The following is a 14,388-nucleotide window of genomic DNA, read 5'->3' on the forward strand; positions in this document are numbered from 1 at the left end:
CAGTTTAACCCGTCGCGAGGCATCATGCTCTCCTTTTCCTTACGCAGGACGCCGCCTTTGGGCGCCGCCTGTGCCCTGTTGCTGGCGTTGTCGGGTTGTCACGACGGCAAAGGCGCATCGTCGGCCCATCCGCTTCCCGAAGTCGGCGTCGCCACCGTCGCGCCGCGTACCGTCCGCCTCGCGGACGAATTCAACGGACGCGTCGAAGCGGTCGACGCGGTCGAGCTGCGGCCGCGCGTGAGCGGCTATCTGCAGCGTGTCGCGTACAAGGAGGGCGACGTGGTCGCGCAGGGCGCGCTGCTGTTCGAGATCGATCCGCGCCCGTACCGGATCGCGCTTGACCGTGCAAATGCGCAGCAGCAGCGCGCCCGTGCGGCCGCGAGCCTCGCGAACGTGCAGCTCAAGCGTGTGCAGACGCTGATCGATGCGCATGCGACGTCGCAGGAAGAACTCGACAACGCGCGCGCCACGGCCGAGCAGGCACGCGCCGATCTGCAGGCGGCCGATGCGGCCGTTGCCGACGCGAAGCTCAATCTCGGTTTCACCGAAGTACGCGCGCCGATCGCGGGCCGCGTCGGCCGCGCGGTCGCGACCGCCGGCAACCTCGCGCGCGCGGACGACACGCTGCTGACGACCGTCGTGTCGCAGGATCCCGTCTACGTGTATTTCGATTGCGACGAGCAGAGCTACCTGCGCTACAACGCGCGGCGCGCCGATCCGACACATCGCGCGATCGGCGCCGATCCGGTGCGCATCGGCCTCGCGAACGAGACGGGCTTCCCGCATGCGGGCACCGTTGATTTCCTCGACAACCGGCTCGATTCGCAGACCGGCACGATCCGCGCCCGCGTGCGGCTGCCGAATGCGGACCATACGTTTACGCCGGGCCTGTATGCGCGCGTGCAGCTCGTCAGCGGCCGCGACCAGGATGCATTGCTGGTCGACGACAAGGCCGTGCTGACCGACCAGGACCGCAAGTATGTGTACGTGATCGGCCCGGGCGACAAGGCGCTGCGCCGCGACGTGACGATCGGCCGCGAACTCGACGGCGAGCGGATCGTCGAGAAGGGGCTGCAGGCGGGCGACCGCGTCGTGATCGATGGCGTGCAGCGGATCTACTATCCGGGCGCGCAGGTGAAGCCGAAGGCGCTGCCCGCGCGCGCCGATGCGGGCAGCGCGACGCAGGCGGTCGCCGATGCCGGCACGCCCGCCGCGCAATAACGGGAGCGATACGATGGATTTCTCCCGATTCTTCATCGACCGGCCGATCTTCGCGGTCGTGCTGTCGATCGTCATCTTCGCGATCGGCCTGATCTCGATTCCGATGCTGCCGGCCGGCGAATATCCGGAAGTCGTGCCGCCGAGCGTCGTCGTGCGCGCAACGTACCCGGGCGCGAACCCGAAGGAAATCGCCGAATCGGTGGCCGAGCCGCTGGAAGAGGCGATCAACGGCGTCGAAGGCATCATGTACATGAAGTCGGTCGCCGGCTCGGACGGCAGCCTGCAGGTCGTCGTGACGTTCCTGCAGGGTGTCGATCCCGACACGGCCGCCGTGCGCGTGCAGAACCGCGTGAGCCAGGCGCTGTCGCGCCTGCCCGACGAGGTGCGCCAGTACGGCGTGACCACGCAGAAGCAGTCACCCACGCCGCTGATGTACGTGAGCCTCTATTCGCCGGACAACAGCCGCGATTCGCTGTACCTGCGCAACTACCTGACGCTGCACGTGAAGGACGAGCTGTCGCGGCTCACCGGCATCGGGGACGTCGGCGTGTACGGCTCCGGCGACTACGCGATGCGGCTGTGGCTCGACCCGAACCGGCTCGCGTCGCGCGGGCTGACCGCGAGCGACGTGATCGCGGCCGTGCGCGAGCAGAACGTGCAGGTGTCGGCCGGTCAGCTCGGCGCGGAACCGTCGCCGAAGAAAAACGACTTCCTCGTGTCGATCAACGTGCGCGGCCGCCTGCGCACGGTGCAGGAATTCAGCGACATCGTGCTGCGCAACGGCGACGACGGGCAGGTGGTCAAGCTGTCCGACGTCGCTCGCATCGAGCTCGGCGCGGGCGACTACACGCTGCGCTCGTATTTCAACGACAAGCATTCGGCCGTGGTCGGCATCTTCCTGTCGCCGGGTGCGAACGCGCTCGACGTCGCGAAGGCCGTGTATGCGAAGCTCGACGAGCTGTCGAAGCGCTTCCCGCCCGGCGTCGCGTACCGCCCCGTGTGGGACCCGACGGTGTTCGTGCGCGAATCGATCCGCGCGGTGCAGCACACGCTGATCGAGGCCGTCGTGCTGGTCGTGCTCGTCGTGATCCTGTTCCTGCAAACGTGGCGCGCATCGATCATTCCGCTCGTCGCGGTGCCCGTGTCGGTGGTCGGCACGTTCGCGTTTCTCCATCTGCTCGGCTACTCGATCAACACGCTGACGCTGTTCGGGCTCGTGCTCGCGATCGGGATCGTCGTCGACGATGCGATCGTCGTCGTCGAGAACGTCGAGCGCAACATCGCTCGGGGGCTGAGCCCGCGCGATGCCGCGCACCAGGCGATGCGCGAGGTGTCGGGGCCGATCGTCGCGATCGCGCTCGTGCTGTGCGCGGTGTTCGTGCCGATGGCGTTCATGTCGGGCGTCACGGGCCAGTTCTACCGGCAGTTCGCGGTGACGATCGCGATCTCGACGGTGATCTCCGCGATCAACTCGCTGACGCTGTCGCCCGCCCTCGCCGCGAAGCTGCTGCGTCCGCACGGCGCGCCGAAGGATGCGTTGACGCGCGCGCTCGATCGCGCATTCGGCTGGCTGTTCCATCCGTTCAACCGCTTCTTCGAGCGCAGCGCCGATCGCTATCATGGCGTCGTCGGTCGCACGCTGAAGCGGCGCGGCGTGGTGTTCGCGGTCTATGCGGCGCTGCTCGCGGCGACCGCGCTGCTGTTCAACGCGGTGCCGGGCGGCTTCATCCCCGTGCAGGACAAGCTGTACCTGTTCGCGGGTGCGAAGCTGCCGGAAGGCGCATCGCTCGCACGTACCAGCGCGGTGACCGAGCAGATGACGAAGATCGCGCTCGGCACCGACGGCGTCGAGATGGTGCCGGCGTTCGCGGGGCTGAATGCGCTGCAGGGCGTGAACACGCCGAACATCACGAACTCGTACGTGATCCTGAAGCCGTTCGACCAGCGTCATCGCAGCGCCGCGCAGATCAACGCAGACCTGAACGCTCGCTTCGCGGCGATCGGCGGCGGCATCACCTATGCGCTGATGCCGCCGCCGATCCAGGGCCTCGGCAACGGTTCCGGCTACTCGCTGTACCTGGAGGATCGCGGCGGGCTCGGCTACGGCGAATTGCAGAAGGCGCTCGCCGCGTTCCAGGCCGCGGTCGCGAAGACGCCGGGGATGAGCTATCCCGTCAGCTCGTACCAGGCGAACATCCCGCAGCTCGAGGTGAAGGTCGACCGGCTGAAGGCGAAGGCGCAGGGCGTCGCGCTGACCGATCTGTTCAATACGCTGCAGGTCTATCTCGGCTCGATGTACGTGAACGACTTCAACGTGTTCGGCCGCGTGTATCGCGTGATGGCGCAAGCGGATGCCGGCCACCGGCAGACGGCCGCCGACATCGCGAACCTGCGCACGCGCAACGCGAAGGGCGAGATGGTGCCGATCGGCTCGATGGTGACGGTCGGGCCCGCGTACGGTCCCGACCCGGTCGTCCGCTACAACGGCTATCCGGCCGCCGACCTGATCGGCGACGCCGATCCGAAGATGATGTCGTCGTCGCAGGCGATCGCGAAGCTCCAGCAGATCGCGAAGGACGTGCTGCCGCCCGGCATCACGCTCGAATGGACCGACCTCAGCTACCAGCAGGTCACGCAGAGCAACGCGGCGATCGTCGTATTCCCGCTGGCCGTGATGCTCGTGTTCCTGGTGCTCGCGTCGCTGTACGAGAGCTGGACGCTGCCGCTCGCGGTGATCCTGATCGTGCCCGTGTGCATGTGCGCGGCGCTGTTCGGCGTGTGGCTGTCCGGCGGCGACAACAACGTGTTCGTGCAGGTCGGTCTGGTCGTGCTGATGGGGCTGGCGTGCAAGAACGCGATCCTGATCGTCGAATTCGCGCGCGAGCTCGAGATCCAGGGCAAAGGCGCGGTCGAAGCGGCGCTCGAAGCGTGCAAGCTGCGGCTGCGTCCGATCGTGATGACGTCGGTCGCGTTCATCGCGGGCTCGGTGCCGCTGCTGATCGGCAGCGGCGCGGGCAGCGAAGTGCGGGCGGCCACCGGCGTCACCGTGTTCGCCGGGATGCTGGGCGTCACGCTGTTCGGGCTGTTCCTGACGCCCGTGTTCTATGTGGCGATCCGCAAGCTCGCGGGCGGCACGCCGGCCGTCTGGAGCGAACAGCACGGCACCCTCGAAGGAGAAAACCGATGAGCGCCGCTTTCCGTCTTTCCGCGCTCGCGATGTCGGTGACGCTCGCTGCATGCGCGGTCGGCCCCGATTTCAAGTGGCCCGACTCGGCCACCGCCGCGCGGTTCGCGCGCGACGCCCACCCGGCGACGCAGCGCGATGCGGCGCCGGCCGATACACAGCCCGATACGCCGCCCGACGCGTCGGCCGACGCCGATGCCACGCTCTGGCGCGGGTTCGGCGATCCGGTGCTGACGCAGTTGATCGATGCGGCGCTCGCGGCGAACCAGGATTTGCAGGTCGCCGTGTCGCGCTACGACGCGTCGAACGCGCTGCTGTCGCAGGCGACTTTCGACCGCTATCCGACGATCACCGCGAGCGGCCAGATCGGCCATCAGCTGATGAGCAAGGATCAGGCGTTCGGCGCGCCGCGCAGCCAGCGCGATGCGCCGACGTCGAGCGTCGGCATCAATGCCGCGTGGGAACTCGACCTGTTCGGCCGCGTGCGCCGCTCGATCGAGTCGCAGCGCGCGGAAACGGCGGCCAGCGCGGCCGACGTACGCGCGGTGCGCGTCGCGATCGCGGGGGAGGTCGCGAGTACGTACGTCGATCTGCGTGGTTCTCAGGAGCGGTTGCGGATCGCCCGCGAGAACGCCGACAACCAGAAGCAGACGCTCGCGCTGATCAATGCGCGTGTCGGCGCGGGACGAGGCTCGGAACTCGACGCGGCGCGAGCACGTGCGCAGTACGAATCGACGACATCGCGGATCGCCGTGTACGAAGCCGCGATCGGCGTCGACGAGCATCGGCTTGCGGTGTTGACCGGGCAGACGCCGGATGCGCTGATCGGTCGGTTCGACCTGCCGAAGACGGCGGCGCCGACGGGCACGCCTGTCCCGCTGCCGGCGCTCGCGGCCGACATCGATCCCGGCACGCCGGGCGACCTGCTGCGCCGCCGCCCCGATGTCGCGGCCGCCGAGGCGCGGCTGCATGCGGCGACCGCGCGCGTCGGCGTCGCGACCGCAGACCTGTTTCCGCGCTTCACGCTGTCGGGGCTGCTCGGCAGCGCGACGAGCAGCTACGGGTTCTTCCGCGCGGGCAGCGACACGAACCTGATCGCCCTCGGCATCGACTGGTCGTTCCTCGACGTCGGCCGTGTGCGTGCACGGATCGCCGCGAGCGACGCGGAAGCGGCCGGCCAGCTTGCGCAGTACCGGCAGACCGTACTCGGCGCGCTGGAGGAAACCGAGAACGCGCTGCTGCGTGTCGCCCGCACGCGTGACGAGACCGCGCACCTCGTGCGCGCGGCCGACGACAGCGCACGCGCCGCGCAGCTCGCGCAGGCCCGCTTCTCGGCCGGCGCGATCGACTACTACGAAGTGCTCGACGCGCAACGGACGCTGCTGCAGGCGCAGGATGCGGCGGCCGACGGGCGGATGCGCAGCGCGGCGTCGACGGTCGCGCTGTACAAGGCGCTCGCGGGCGGCTGGCCGTCGGGCACGGGGCAGGGCATGCAAGGCCCGCTCGCGCAGTCGGGGAAGTAGTGCGAGCAGTGCGACGCGGCGGTCGTGGCGCCGCGTCGCGCGACGAAATGCTCGCCGATCGGCGGGCAAGATGGCGGTAATTGCAATCGCATGAAAAGGCCATCGCTCTCGCGGTAAAATTTAATTGCAACTGCAATTAAGCGAGAGGAACGACCTGACATGAATGCAACCGAACCCGATCTGTGGTTCTCGTTCGTCCGCGCACACCGGACGATGATTCGCGAGATCGAGCGTCGCCTCGCGGCGGCCCGCCTGCCCGCGTACGCGTGGTACGACGCGCTGTGGGGGCTCGAAAGCGGACCGGACGGCACGCGTCGCATGCACGAACTGGCCGACGTGCTCGCGCTCGAGCGCTACAACCTGACGCGGCTCGTCGACCGGCTCGAACAGGAGGGGCTCGTCACGCGCACGCGTTCGGCGGATGACGGCCGCGCCGCGTTCGCGAGCATCACCGACAAGGGCCGGACGCTGCGCAAAAAGATGTGGAAGGTGTACCAGTCGACGGTCGCCGAGCTGTTTCTCGACCAGTTCACCGGCAAGGAGCGGGCCGCGATGACCGCCGGGCTCGACCGCGCGACCGCCGCGGCGCGCGACGCGGCGGCCGACGCGAAGTAACGATATCCGGCACACGGAGCGGCCGCGCGCCGCGCGTCGAACGTCGAGCGGAAACGCCGCGCGGCCTTGCGGTGCGAGCCGCCGCGGCGTCGGCCGTTAGAGGCAGGCTGCTGCGGCCCGGCGGGTATCGGGCGTCCGCACGGGCGAACCGGGTCGCGCAGTCTGCATATCCCTCCTTCGAGTACTGGCATGTCACTGGCGCCATCGGTTTCCGCATAGGATTGCAATTGCAACGATTGCGGTTGCAACTATAAACCGATGACAAGGACCGACATGACCTCGACGCACTCCCTCACGTTCTATACGGCGGACACGCCGAACGGACACAAGATCGCGATCTACCTGGAAGAGGCCGGGCTTGCCCACGATCGCGTGCAGGTGAACCTGTCCGCCGGCGAGCAGCGTAGCCCGGCGTATCTCGCGATCAATCCGAACGGCAAGATCCCGGCTATCGTCGACCACGACACGGGGCTCGCCGTATTCGAATCCGGCGCGATCCTCAGCTATCTCGCCGCGAAGACGGGCTGCCTGCAGCCTGACACGCTGGCCGAGCGCACGACGGTCCAGCAATGGCTGCATTTCCAGATCGGCGGGATCGGGCCGATGCTCGGCCAGCTGTGGTGGTTCCTGCGCGCCTCGAAGACGGGCAATGCGGAAGCGATCGACCGCTACCGGAAGGAGGCGCTGCGTCTCTACGGGGTCGTGAACGGCCGCTTGTCGGAATCGGCGCATCTCGCGTCGTCGCGGTATTCGATCGCCGACATTGCGGCGTTTACGTGGCTGCGCACGGCGGCCGAGCTCGATCTCGACATTGCCGGCTTTCCGCACGTCGAGCGCTGGCTCGCCGAGATCGCCGCGCGGCCGGCCGTTCAACGGGGCCTGATCGCATGCCGCGCGCCGTCGGCCGAGGCGGCGCACTGACATCGCATCACCCGCGCCGCATGGCCCATGATCGCAACAAGGCGCGCTTCGTGTTATCCAACCGGACGAGAACGCCGCATGCGGCGGCGCGTGGAGTCGTGTGGTGCGGTGCCCCGACGCGATGCGTGCGCGAGCTGAAAAGCGCGGGAAGCGCTCGACGCGTTACCGCGCGTTCGGCCCCTTGACCGTCAGCCGGCAGACGGTCGCGAGCGCGAGCAGGTTCGGGTCTCGCTCGCGGCGATGCAGGAAGCTCAGGCCGAAGGTCTGACGGATCGTCGCTCCGGCGAGCGGCACGAGCGCGATCCGGTGCGCGAACAGGTCGCGCACACGGCCGGGCAGCAGCGAGCAGCCGACGCCGCCCGACACGAGGTTGATCAGCGAGAAGATGTCGCCCACCCGCATCACGACGTTCGGCGTGACGCCGGCCGCGCGGAACGCTTCCGTGAAACCGTGGTGCGTCGCGAAGCCTTCGCCGAGCGACACGAACGGCTCGGCGCCGCACGCGTGGAGATCGACCGCATCGCATTGCGCATACGGCGAATCGACCGGCGCGGCGAAGAACATCTCGTCCTCGAACAGCGCGATCGATTCGATCTCGGCGTCCGGTTCGGGCAACGCCATCAGCGTGGCGTCGATCGCGCCGTGCCTGAGCTTGTCGAGCAGGTCGGCGTTCGAGCCGAGCACGAGTTCGGCCTGCAAATCGGGGCGGCGCGCCTTCAGCGCGATCACGACCTCGGGCACGGTGCGGATCGTCAGCGAATACAGCGAGCCGATCTTCAACTGGCCCGCGCCATAGCCGGCCGCTTCGCGCGTCGAACGGATCCCGTCCGTCATCGTCTTGAGGACTTCGCCCGCGACTTCGGCGAGCACCTGCGCGGCGTCGGTCGGCATCAGGTTCCGCCCTTCGTGGCGGAACAGCGCGCAGTGCATCCCTTCCTCGAGCGTATGCAGCGCACGATGCACGCTGACCGTGCTGATGCCCAGCGCCTCGGCCGCCTTCGCGAGGCTGCCGGCTTCCATGAACGCGAGCAGCACTTCGAGCTTGCGGAACGTGATCTCTTCGTTGATGCGGTTGCGCATGATGCGGAAGACGGGAAGGGCGGCCGACGATTCTGCCGCAGAACCGCGGCCGCAACAATGCGCGGATTGCCGGGGTTTTCGCGCGGCGAAGCCTGCGGAAACGACATTTAATCTCAGGCTAATCATCTGCCGTGGGCATTGATTGATGCGGGTTTGCGGCATCCCTATGATCGATTCACGCCGATCGTGCATGGGCCGGGAGGGTCCGTCGTACTTGTCCCGTATCGGCGGCGATGCGAACGGCCGGGTCGCCCATGCCCGCCACCGAAGACGGCACGCATGCGGCGCGGCACCACGAGACTGCAGGAGACAAGCATGCGCGACTCACGTCGGAATTCGCGACAGCGGCAGGTGATCGCCGCCGTCGTCGGCAATACCCTCGAGTGGTACGACTTCATCGTCTACGGTTTCTTCTCCGGCATCATCGCGCGGCTGTTCTTTCCCGCCGAGAGCCAGTACGCGTCGCTGCTGATGTCGCTCGCGACGTTCGGCGTCGGCTTCTTCATGCGTCCGGTAGGCGGCATCCTGCTCGGCCTCTATGCGGACCGCAAGGGCCGCAAGGCCGCGATGCAGCTCATCATCCTGCTGATGACGCTGTCGATCGCGCTGATCACGTTCGCGCCACCGTACGCGGCGATCGGCCCGGCGGCGCCGGTCGTGATCGTCGTCGCGCGGCTGCTGCAGGGTTTCGCCACCGGCGGCGAATACGCGAGCGCGACCGCATTTCTCGTCGAAAGCGCACCCGCGAACCGGCGCGGGCTGTACGGATCGTGGCAACTGATCGGCCAGTGCCTCGCGGTGTTCTCGGGCGCCGCGATGGGTGCATGGGCCACGCAGTCGCTGTCGGAGGCCGCGCTGCACAGCTGGGGCTGGCGCGTGCCGTTCGCGCTCGGGTTGCTGATCGGTCCGGTCGGGCTGTGGATCCGCCGGCACATGGAGGAGACGGAGGCATTTCTCGACGCGAGCAAGTCGACGCTCGAGCCGCCGGCGAGCGTGTCGCGCGTGCTGCGCGACAACCTGCGCGGCGTGCTGGTGTCGATGGGGCAGACGATCACCGGCACGGCCGTGTTCTACGTGATGCTGGTGAACATGCCGACGTTCGTGCACAAGGCCTTCGGGCTGCCGCTCGACCAGGTGTTCAAGGTGCAGATGGCGGCAGTCGCGCTGCTGACGGTGACGATACCCGTCGCGGCGATCGTCTCCGATCACGTCGGCCGACGGCCGGTCCTGATCGCGGGCACATTCGCGCTGCTGACGGTCACGTATCCGCTGTTCTCGTGGCTGGCCGCGGCGCCGGGCATCGGGCGCCTGCTTATGATGCAACTCGTGATCTGCGCGATCATCGGCATCTGCTACGGCCCCGCGCCGACCACGCTGGCCGAGCAGTTCGCGACCCGTTCGCGCTCGACCGGCATCGCGCTGGCCTACAACGTCGCGGTGATGGTGTTCGGCGGCTTCGCGCCGTTCATCGTCACGTGGCTGACGCGTGCGAGCGGGTCGCCCGTCGCGCCCGCGTGGTACGTGCTGTTCGCGGCGTCGTTCGGGCTGCTCGCCAGCGTGTTCATGCACGACGGCGCGCCGTGCGTGGTCGCGCGCCGACAGTTTCAGCGCGAGCCGCTGAGCGTCGAGTAGCGGCCGCACGGCCGGGACGGCGATCCATCGGCGCGGGCCGCATGCAGGGTATTGCGCGAGCCGATGCTTAGCATCGCGGCCGGCGGCCTACCGCGGCGGCCGCCCGGTCATTACGCTTGGGCGATCATCCACTCTGTCCGGAAGGTCGCCATGTCCCGGCTCGACTACACACTGCTCGGCCCCTGCCTGCTCGCCATCGCGCTCGACGCGATGGGGTTCGGGCTCGTTTATCCGATGATGTCCGCGATCTTCAGCGATCCGCATGCGGGCATCCTGCCGGCCGACGCCGGCGCGCACGCGCGCAATTTCTATCTCGGCCTCGGCTACGGAATCTACCCGCTGTGCATGTTCTTCGGCTCGTCGCTGATGGGCGAGCTGTCCGATCGCTACGGCCGCCGCCGGATCCTGCTGCTGTGCGTGCTCGGCCTCGCGGCCGGCTACGCGATGATGGCGGCCGGCGCGTGGCATGCCAGCGTCGCGCTGCTGCTGGCCGGCCGCGGGCTCACCGGCCTGATGGCCGGCTGCCAGGGCATCGCGCAGGCGGCCATCACCGATCTCAGCACGCCCGACACGAAGGCGTACAACATGAGCATCATGTCGCTCGCGTTCAGCGCGGGCGTGATCGTCGGCCCGGTGCTCGGCGGCGTCACGTCCGACCGGACGATCTCGCCGCTGTTCGACTACGGCACGCCGTTCGTGCTGGTCGCCGCGCTGTCGCTGATCTGCGCGTGCTGGACCTGGGCGTCGTATCGCGATTCCGCCGCGCCGCGCGGCGATACGCGCATCGATCCGCTGCTGCCGCTGCGGATCATCCTGGAGGCGGCGCGGCAGCGCAACGTCGCGTTCCTGTCGGTGGTGTTCTTCCTGATGCAGGTCGGCTACGGGCTCTACCTGCAGACCATCATGCTGCTGTTGCAGGCGAAATTCGGCTATACGAGCGCGCGGCTCGGGCTGTTCAGCGGCGTGATCGGCATCTGCTTCGTGTTCGGCCTGTTGTGCGTCGTGCGGCTGATGCTGCGCGTGTGGCGCGTGATCGATATCGCGAAGACGGGCCTGCTCGTGGCCGGCGTTGGCCAGATCCTGTCCGCGCTGTTTCCGCACGAACCGGTGCTGTGGGCGCTCGCGATGGTCGTCGGCTGCTTCGACATGGTTGCGTACACGACGATGTATACGGCGTTCTCCGATGCCGTCAGCGACGATCGGCAGGGCTGGGCGCTCGGCGTCGCGGGCTCGGTGATGGCGGTCGCGTGGGTCGTGACGGGCGCGCTGACGAACCTGCTGCCCGTATTCGGCGAAATTGGACTGTTGCTGATCGGCGGCGCGGGTTTCCTGCTCAGCTTCGCGATGATGGTCGCGTACGGCCGCACGCGGCCGGGCGCGCGAACGGCCGTGCTGTCGTAGGCGGCGCACACGCACGTTGGCCCGATCCTGTCGGACGTTGTCCCGCGCGCCGCTGTCGCGTCACGCCGCGCGGCCCGACACTGGCGCGTCGCGGCCGGGGAGGTTCCGGGCCGCGTGCGGCGGCGCCGGCAGACCCGGCGCGCCGTTCCGTCAATGTGCCAACCGAGAGAGCATTCCATGCAACATCCGACCATCCGTACCCTGGCCGGCGCGCGCGCGCCGACGTCGATCGCCGCCGCCCGCACCGCGCTGCTGGTGATCGATTTCCAGAACGAATACTTCAGCGGCCGCCTGCCGATTCCGGACGGGCCGCGTGCGCTGGGCAATGCGCGGCGCGTGATCGCGTTCGCCGACCGCGCGGGCATTCCGGTGTTTCACGTCCAGCACGTCGATACGGCCGACAGCCCGATCTTCGCCGACGGCAGCGACGGCTTCCGCTTTCATGCGGACCTGCAGCCGGCGCCCCATCACGCGGTCGTGAAGAAAACGTCGGTGAGCGTATTCCCGACGACGGACCTCGATGCGCGGCTGAAGGCGGCCGGCATCGACACGCTGATCGTCACCGGCCTGATGACGCATGCGTGCGTGGCCGGCGCGGCCCGCGATGCGGTGCCGCTCGGCTATGCGGTGATCGTCGTCGACGATGCCTGTGCGACGCGCGACCTCGACGTCGCGGACGGCGGCACGGTGCCGCATCGCGACCTCCATCGTGCGACGCTGGCCGCGCTGTCGGACACGTTCGGCGACGTGCTGACGACCGAGCAGGTGCTGGCGCTCGGCGTCGCGTGATGGCGGCCGGATTCGCGCGGCAGTCGGCCCGACCCGGCCCGGCGCGGCAGACACGGCTTCACTGTGGCAGCACGTTTCGATCACGCGGGTTGGCGTGAACGTGCCGCGCGCCGGCCGCGTGCATCAGAACATCGTGTTCCGGTTCGCGGATGTTTCGGGTACCGGCTGGATCACGTCCCAGTGTTCGACGATCTTGCCGTCCTTCACGCGGAAGATGTCGACCACCGCTTCGCCGCGATCGCCCGGACGTTCGGTCGCATGCACGTGCAGATAGACGAGATCGCCGTCGGCCGCGCTGCGGACGATGCGCGCGCGCGACGCCGGGTTCTTCTGGAACGCGCCGACGAAGTACGACACGAACGGCTTCTTGCCGTCCGGCACGTGCGGGTTGTGCTGTTTGTAGTCGTCCGCGACGACGGCGGCGGCCTCGACTGCTTCGTGCCGGTTGAAGAAGCGGTCGTAGAACGTCAGCACGAGCTGGCGGTTGGCTTCCTCGGCGGCCAGGTCGCGCGCGGCCGGGCCGGCGGCCAGCGCAACCGTCGATGCGGCCAGCAAAACGAATGCAGCAACGGCGCGAACGGGGGAGCGGGACGATGACATGTAGCGTTTTCCTTGTCTGACGATGCGTGGATGGATGTGCGAGCGCGACTGCGGGTTGCGCGGGTCGCGACGACCGGCACGCGGTGGAGGCGTAGCCGCGACATGCACGCCGTATCGGCATGAAGGATTCGCCGACGAGACCATGAGTTTGCCGCTGCCGATAGGGCGAGGCCGCGCGGCCTCGTCATGCTTCGTTGAACTGGCGAATCCGGGCGGCTGTCGGGCCGGTCGAATGGTACAGTTGCCGCGAACCCGTCACAAGAAGTCACCGCGGTGTGAACAGGTCACGCCGCGATGACCGTGCCTCGCCCGTGAAAGAGAATCCCGCCATGCCGCTCCCGTCCGCCGACGAATCCGTCGAACTCGATCAGCCGTGCCCGATCCGCGATGTGCTCGACCGCATCGGCGACCAGTGGAGCCTGCTCGTGCTCGAGGCGCTGGCCGGCGGAACGATGCGCTTCAACGAGCTCGGCCGTACGATCGGCGATGTGTCGAACCAGATGCTGTCGCGTACGCTGAAGCGGCTCGAACAGGATGGCTTCGTCAGTCGCACGCTGTTCGCCGAAGTGCCGCCGCGTGTCGAATACGCGTTGACCGACCTCGGGCGTTCGTTCCTGACGCCGATGCAGGCGATGATCCGGTGGGCCGACGAACACCATCGCGCGATCTGCGCGGCGCGCCGTCGTGCACGCGAGCTGGAAGCGGGCGTGCGCTGAGCGCGGTGCGCGCATCGGTTCGTTGGCTGACGGTATGCGGCAGACGAGCGCGACGGGTTGAAGCATGTCCGGATGCATTCGCATCGCCATCGCGTGACTTCGTTGTCCGAACGATGTCATTGGAACGGCGGCCAGGCGATATGTTGACCGCAGCACGGCTGCCGTAGCGCATGGTTCCGTGGCGCGGACGGCGCCGGCTCTCGCGCGCGGCTCGGCTCCGGACCTTCATCGGCGGGAGCCGAGCCGCTGCTCACCGCCACGAACCGTCGACGTAGACCCACACCGGCCCTTGGCGGCGCCAGTAGCCGGGCACCCAGCGGCGTCCGGGGCGCCGTGCGACCCAGCGGCCGGACACCCAGATATAGCGGCCGCGCTGCCAGCGCCAGTAGCCGTCCGTCCATATATAGCCGTGCGGCCGGGGTGGGAGCGGGCGACGGTCGTGGCGTGCCGCCGGCGGCGCGAAGCCGGGGCGATCCGCATAGGGCGGCCCGCCGGGAACGCGGTTCGGGCCGGACGGCCGGTACACGGGCGGGGCGGGCTGGGCCGAGGCGGCACGCAGCCAGCCGGTGCCGACGAAGGCGGCTGTCAATCCGATGGCGCGCAGCAGCGAGCGTCGATTCATGGCGGTTCCTGTTCTGGATTCGAGGCCGCCTTACATTAGCTTGCCGGGACGCCCGCCGGGTTACGCGGACGGTCAAGGCTGTTA

General features: G+C 68.5%; 12 protein-coding genes. 9 read left to right on the forward strand and 3 right to left on the reverse strand.

The features are described from left to right. The first annotated feature begins 24 nt into the window (after positions 1-24). The 5 genes from HWX03_RS18765 to HWX03_RS18785 all read left to right on the forward strand — a co-directional run bounded on the left by HWX03_RS18765 (position 25) and on the right by HWX03_RS18785 (position 7,464). Positions 25-1,221: an efflux RND transporter periplasmic adaptor subunit gene (locus HWX03_RS18765; RefSeq protein WP_175872203.1), complete on the forward strand. Its 1,197-nt coding sequence runs from the start codon at positions 25-27 to the stop codon at positions 1,219-1,221. A gap of 13 nt (positions 1,222-1,234) precedes the next feature. After that, positions 1,235-4,408 (forward strand): multidrug efflux RND transporter permease subunit, encoded by a 3,174-nt coding sequence (locus HWX03_RS18770; protein ID WP_175872204.1) that lies wholly within the window; start codon positions 1,235-1,237, stop codon positions 4,406-4,408. Next, the gene (locus HWX03_RS18775) at positions 4,405-5,928 is read left to right on the forward strand and encodes an efflux transporter outer membrane subunit (protein ID WP_175872205.1); all 1,524 of its coding nucleotides are present in this window, start codon (positions 4,405-4,407) and stop codon (positions 5,926-5,928) included. The genes HWX03_RS18770 and HWX03_RS18775 overlap by 4 nt, the downstream gene beginning before the upstream one ends. A 159-nt stretch (positions 5,929-6,087) precedes the next feature. Next, positions 6,088-6,543 carry a MarR family transcriptional regulator gene (locus HWX03_RS18780; RefSeq protein ID WP_175821761.1) on the forward strand — a complete coding sequence of 152 codons (456 nt, stop codon included), beginning with the start codon at positions 6,088-6,090 and terminating at the stop codon, positions 6,541-6,543. A gap of 273 nt (positions 6,544-6,816) precedes the next feature. Beyond that, positions 6,817-7,464: a glutathione binding-like protein gene (locus HWX03_RS18785; RefSeq protein WP_175872206.1), complete on the forward strand. Its 648-nt coding sequence runs from the start codon at positions 6,817-6,819 to the stop codon at positions 7,462-7,464. Between the two features lie 162 nt (positions 7,465-7,626). On the opposite strand, the gene HWX03_RS18790 is transcribed toward HWX03_RS18785, so the two are convergent. Then, the gene (locus HWX03_RS18790; RefSeq protein WP_174431006.1) at positions 7,627-8,544 is read right to left on the reverse strand and encodes a LysR family transcriptional regulator; all 918 of its coding nucleotides are present in this window, start codon (positions 8,542-8,544) and stop codon (positions 7,627-7,629) included. Between the two features lie 315 nt (positions 8,545-8,859). Between HWX03_RS18790 and HWX03_RS18795 the strand changes: the two genes are divergently transcribed. From HWX03_RS18795 to HWX03_RS18805, 3 genes are all read left to right on the forward strand, one after another. Then, positions 8,860-10,176 carry an MFS transporter gene (locus HWX03_RS18795; RefSeq protein WP_175872207.1) on the forward strand — a complete coding sequence of 439 codons (1,317 nt, stop codon included), beginning with the start codon at positions 8,860-8,862 and terminating at the stop codon, positions 10,174-10,176. Between the two features lie 150 nt (positions 10,177-10,326). Beyond that, positions 10,327-11,577, forward strand: a complete 1,251-nt coding sequence (locus HWX03_RS18800) for an MFS transporter (protein WP_175872208.1) — start codon at positions 10,327-10,329, stop codon at positions 11,575-11,577. A gap of 177 nt (positions 11,578-11,754) precedes the next feature. Beyond that, positions 11,755-12,366: a cysteine hydrolase family protein gene (locus HWX03_RS18805; protein WP_175872209.1), complete on the forward strand. Its 612-nt coding sequence runs from the start codon at positions 11,755-11,757 to the stop codon at positions 12,364-12,366. A 123-nt stretch (positions 12,367-12,489) separates the two neighbouring features. Here HWX03_RS18805 and HWX03_RS18810 read toward each other — a convergent pair whose 3' ends face one another. Continuing rightward, positions 12,490-12,966, reverse strand: coding sequence for a nuclear transport factor 2 family protein (locus HWX03_RS18810; protein ID WP_175872210.1), 477 nt, complete (start codon positions 12,964-12,966; stop codon positions 12,490-12,492). Between the two features lie 329 nt (positions 12,967-13,295). On the opposite strand from HWX03_RS18810, the gene HWX03_RS18815 reads away from it, so the two are divergent. Continuing rightward, entirely contained in the window at positions 13,296-13,682 is a 387-nt protein-coding gene (locus HWX03_RS18815) for a helix-turn-helix domain-containing protein (RefSeq protein ID WP_175872211.1), read from the forward strand. A 250-nt stretch (positions 13,683-13,932) separates the two neighbouring features. On the opposite strand, the gene HWX03_RS18820 is transcribed toward HWX03_RS18815, so the two are convergent. Continuing rightward, positions 13,933-14,304, reverse strand: coding sequence for a YXWGXW repeat-containing protein (locus HWX03_RS18820; protein ID WP_175872212.1), 372 nt, complete (start codon positions 14,302-14,304; stop codon positions 13,933-13,935). Positions 14,305-14,388 lie beyond the last annotated feature (84 nt).

This window comes from Burkholderia sp. BCC0397 (assembly GCF_902832865.1).
GTDB lineage: Bacteria > Pseudomonadota > Gammaproteobacteria > Burkholderiales > Burkholderiaceae > Burkholderia.

Excerpts from the sequence above, each read along its gene's own strand:
- HWX03_RS18765 (WP_175872203.1), top strand. The coding sequence starts at position 25 with ATGCTCTCCTTTTCCTTACGCAGGACGCCGCCTTTGGGCGCCGCCTGT.
- HWX03_RS18770 (WP_175872204.1), top strand. The coding sequence starts at position 1,235 with ATGGATTTCTCCCGATTCTTCATCGACCGGCCGATCTTCGCGGTCGTG.
- HWX03_RS18775 (WP_175872205.1), top strand. The coding sequence starts at position 4,405 with ATGAGCGCCGCTTTCCGTCTTTCCGCGCTCGCGATGTCGGTGACGCTC.
- HWX03_RS18780 (WP_175821761.1), top strand. The coding sequence starts at position 6,088 with ATGAATGCAACCGAACCCGATCTGTGGTTCTCGTTCGTCCGCGCACAC.
- HWX03_RS18785 (WP_175872206.1), top strand. The coding sequence starts at position 6,817 with ATGACCTCGACGCACTCCCTCACGTTCTATACGGCGGACACGCCGAAC.
- HWX03_RS18790 (WP_174431006.1), bottom strand. The coding sequence starts at position 8,544 with ATGCGCAACCGCATCAACGAAGAGATCACGTTCCGCAAGCTCGAAGTG.
- HWX03_RS18795 (WP_175872207.1), top strand. The coding sequence starts at position 8,860 with ATGCGCGACTCACGTCGGAATTCGCGACAGCGGCAGGTGATCGCCGCC.
- HWX03_RS18800 (WP_175872208.1), top strand. The coding sequence starts at position 10,327 with ATGTCCCGGCTCGACTACACACTGCTCGGCCCCTGCCTGCTCGCCATC.
- HWX03_RS18805 (WP_175872209.1), top strand. The coding sequence starts at position 11,755 with ATGCAACATCCGACCATCCGTACCCTGGCCGGCGCGCGCGCGCCGACG.
- HWX03_RS18810 (WP_175872210.1), bottom strand. The coding sequence starts at position 12,966 with ATGTCATCGTCCCGCTCCCCCGTTCGCGCCGTTGCTGCATTCGTTTTG.
- HWX03_RS18815 (WP_175872211.1), top strand. The coding sequence starts at position 13,296 with ATGCCGCTCCCGTCCGCCGACGAATCCGTCGAACTCGATCAGCCGTGC.
- HWX03_RS18820 (WP_175872212.1), bottom strand. The coding sequence starts at position 14,304 with ATGAATCGACGCTCGCTGCTGCGCGCCATCGGATTGACAGCCGCCTTC.